This is a genomic window from Stenotrophomonas sp. 05L44_2 (genome assembly GCF_056665995.1).
The window spans coordinates 1-3,813 of the sequence record NZ_JBFTNR010000411.1; the positions used below are offsets into that span (position 1 = coordinate 1).

The 3,813-nt window shown below is 68.5% G+C and carries 2 protein-coding genes and 1 pseudogene; all 3 read right to left on the minus strand.

What is annotated here, in order from left to right:
* Positions 1-964, minus strand: a pseudogene (locus AC1VAN_RS14555) (hybrid sensor histidine kinase/response regulator); the annotation flags it as partial.
* Between the two features lie 126 nt (positions 965-1,090).
* Entirely contained in the window at positions 1,091-2,308 is a 1,218-nt protein-coding gene (locus AC1VAN_RS14560) for an EAL domain-containing response regulator (RefSeq protein WP_442252027.1), read from the minus strand.
* Positions 2,305-3,813, minus strand: a 1,509-nt coding sequence (locus AC1VAN_RS14565; RefSeq protein WP_480986060.1) for a response regulator, incomplete at its 5' end; no start/stop codon positions are given. The genes AC1VAN_RS14565 and AC1VAN_RS14560, both read right to left, overlap by 4 nt.

Here is a 3,813-nt window from a genome sequence, read left to right on the forward strand (position 1 = left end):
GCAGTGCCACCACCATGCTGCCCAGCAGGGGCCCGCGCGGGTGCTGGAACACCTGTTGCCAGCCCACGTGATACACCGCCAGCCAGCCGTGTTCGCTGCGCATGCGGAACAGCAGGCCGTCCAGTCCCGCGCGCCAGGACGTAGCGGCGCGGCTGGCATCGCTGGCATCACCGAGCAGCAGGCGGCCGTTGCCATCGAACAGTGACATCCGTTCGAACACCGGCGTACCCATCACCTGGCGGTAGTCATCGACGCGGCCGGGATCCAGCAGGCAGGCCACGGCGGCCAGTGACTCGTCCTCGTTCTCGCCCCACAGGCGGGCATCCTGCGGCGCGTGCGCGATGGCAAGCAGCCGGGTCTGGCCTTCGCGCCAGGCCACCGGTGTCCAGACCACGCTGCCGCGGCGCAGCGCTGGACGTTCGCGCAGGACCTGGTGGATGGCGGCCAGTGCCGGATGCAGGTGATGCGGGCTGCTCTGGCCCGGATCACCACGCGTTGTCTGGATCGGCGCAAGCAGGCCACGGCGGCCCTGGCCATCGACCAGCAGGCATTGCGGAGGCGGAAACCGGGAGGCCGCCCAGAAAGCGCCGTAGAAGCGCAGGAAGCGGTCGCCCAGTTCGTCCGCTGCCTGTGCCGAAGCGCCGCTGTCGGCACCGATCCGGGCGAAACTGGCGAACAAGGGGCTGGACGGCGCACGCGAGGCAGATTCGTCCCCTGGCTGCCCGCGACTGCCTACGTCATGCAGGCGCCATTGCCGCAGGAAGCGGTCCTGTTCCTGCAGCGTGCCGTCCAGGCGACGGAAGTGATAGCGGATCTTGCTCTGTTCTTCGTTGAACAGCTGGCTGCCGGTGGACAGCAGCAGGCCGGCCTGCAGGGTTGCCAGCACCACCACGCCAATCAGCAGGGCATGTACGCGCAGGGAGCGGCGGGCGAGTCGGCGTACGGGAGCGGCCTCGGCCGGCATGGGCAGGTCTCGGAGCAGTAGGCGGTCGATGGCGGCCCGAAGGGCCCGGGGCACGGCCGGTACCGCCGCGCAGAGAGGATCGTCAATGACTCTTGATGGGATTGTGAAGCCTTTCAGCCTCGACTGTCAGCGCGATGCTGCACGGCTGCTGCGCGCGCCCTCATCCGGAGCATCTTCGTCCAGCAGTCGGGTGAAGTCGTCCGAGGGCAGCGCCTGCGAAATCAGGAAGCCCTGTACCTGGTTGCAGCCGAGCTGGCGCAGCGCGGCCAGATCGGCATCGCTCTCCACGCCTTCGGCAACGATGGTCAGGCCGAGCTGGTTGGCCAGCGCGATCACGGTGGTCAAGGTCAGGTGCAGGGCGGGATCACGCGCGCAGCCGCTGACCAGCGCACGATCGATCTTGACCTCGGTGAAGGGGGTGTTGACCAGGTTGTGCACCGAGCTCAGGCCTTGGCCGAAGTCGTCCTGCGCCAGGCCGAACCCCTTCATCCGCAACCGGCACGCGCCTGCATAGAAGTCGCTCACGTGGCGGGTGGTGCTGTTCTCCATCAGTTCGAAGCACAGGTCAGCCGGATTGCCGCCCGCGGCCAGGGTCAATGCCAGCAGCTCATCGGGAAGATTGGACTGCTCCAGCAGATGCGGCGGCAGGTTGATCGATACCGGCACGCGGAATCCCTGGGAGCGCCAGCGCGCCTGCGCCTGGATGCTGGCGGTGAGCATCGCGCGCAGCAGTTCGCCCTCCAGGCCATGACGGCACAGTGCCGGCAGGAAGCTTCCAGGCGCCAGTGTTCCGAGCTGCGGATGGCGCCAGCGCACCAGTGCCTCGGCGGCAACCACGCGCCCGGACTGCAACGACTTCTTCGGCTGGAACCAGGCAGTCAGGCTGCCGTCGGCCAGCGCCTGCCGCAGCTGCACCGCGTCCGGCTCGGGTGTCAGCGCGGCCGGGCTGGTGCGCACGGCTGGCCGGGTCTGCGCCAGTGCATCGAGCAGTGCATCGACATCGCTGGCGGCGACCGGCTTGGCCAACAGCCCGACCACGTCCAGGCCCAGTGATTCAGCCATCAACCGTGCYGAACTCATCATCCGCCGCGAGGCTGCGCTGACCACGGCAAGCCGAGGCGGACGCGGCTGCGCGGCCAGTGCCTGGATGAACTGGATGCCATCCTGGCCGGGCATCAACAGATCGCTCACCACCAGGTCATAGGCCTGGCAGGCACACAGGGCGATAGCCGCATCGACGTCTTCGCAGGCGTCGACCTGCACGCCGGCGCGCGCGCTGAACAGATTGACGAGATAGCCGCGTTGGAACGGCTGGTCTTCCAGGATCAGGACACGGCGGGTCATGCAGGATCTCCTTGGCGAACGGCGGAAAGCGCCTGACGCAGGCGTGCGATGTCGATGGGTTTGCTCAGATAGCCCTGCATGCCACTGGCCAGGCAGCGCTCGCGCTCCTCGGCGGTAGCGTTGGCGGTGGCGCCGATCACCGGCAGCAGAACGCCTTCCGCCCGCAGCCGGCGTGCCAGGGTGTGGCCGTCCATGCGCGGCATGTTGATGTCGGTGACCACCAGGTCGAAGTCATGGGCCTGGCACAGCTGCAACGCCTCGACACCATCCTGCGCAAGCTCCACCTCGCAGCCCAGGGCCTGCAGCTGTTCGGCCAGGATCACCCGGTTGATGGGATTGTCTTCCACGGCCAGCACCCGCAGTCCCAGCGGGCCTGGCTGCACATCGCGCGCTGCGGTCGGCAGCGTTGCGCATTGGCGCTGCTGGCGTGCCACCGCCAAGGCGATCGAGGACATGCCATGCAGGGTGACCAGCAGCGCGCCATCGGCGGCAGGTGCCGGTTGGTCGCCACCATCGATCGAGGCCAACACCCGCGGTCCCTGCCAGGCCAACGGCTGTTCCGCCTCGCCATCCATCAGGATCGCGCCGGCGTGGTCGAGCAGGGCAGGATCGCCCTGCAGCGGCTGCGCATTGGCACCCCAGCGGCGCAGCCAGCCACAGGCACTGTCGACCAGCTCGCGATCGCGGCCGCGCACGTATACCGGCGGTTCGGCCAGCAATGCGGGGCCATCCTCGGTCGCCGCCAGCACCGGCAAGGGCAGGCGCACGGTGAAGCTGCTGCCCAGTCCCGGCTCGCTGACCACGCGCAGTTCGCCACTCATCAAGCGCACCAGGCGGTCGCTGATCGACAGGCCCAGCCCGGTGCCCTGCGCACTGGCAGCGCCACGGACTTGACGGAAGGGCTCGAACAGGCGTGCCTGTTCCTCGGTGGCGATGCCCACGCCGGTATCGGTGACCTGCCAGGCCAGCACGCTCGACTCGCCTTCGCGCTGCACCAGTCGTACGCGCAGCACCACCCGGCCATGCTCGGTGAACTTGATGGCATTGCTGAGCAGGTTGCCCAGCACCTGGCGGATCCGGTCGGCATCACCGAGCACCCGTGTCGGCAACCGGGGATCGGTGCAGACCAGTACCTGCAGGCCCTTGCGCGTCGCCGCAGCGGCGAAGCTGCGCAGCACGCTCTCGGTCAGCTCGCGCGGCGAGAACGATGCCGGCTCCAGGCTCAGCTGGCCCGACTCGATCTTGGACACATCCAGCACGTCGCTGATCAGCTGCAGCAGCACCGACGAAGAACTCTCGATGGTGCGCAGGTACTGCGACTGGCGCGCATCCAAGGGCGTGCGGCCGAGCAGCTCCAGCGTGCCAAGCACCCCGTACAGCGGCGTGCGGATCTCATGGCTCATGGTCGCCAGGAACGCGCTCTTGGCCTGGTTGGCGGCGTCGGCTGCCTGCCGCGCCGAGGACAGCGCCGCCTGCGCCTGGCGATGGCGTGAGATGTCATGGAA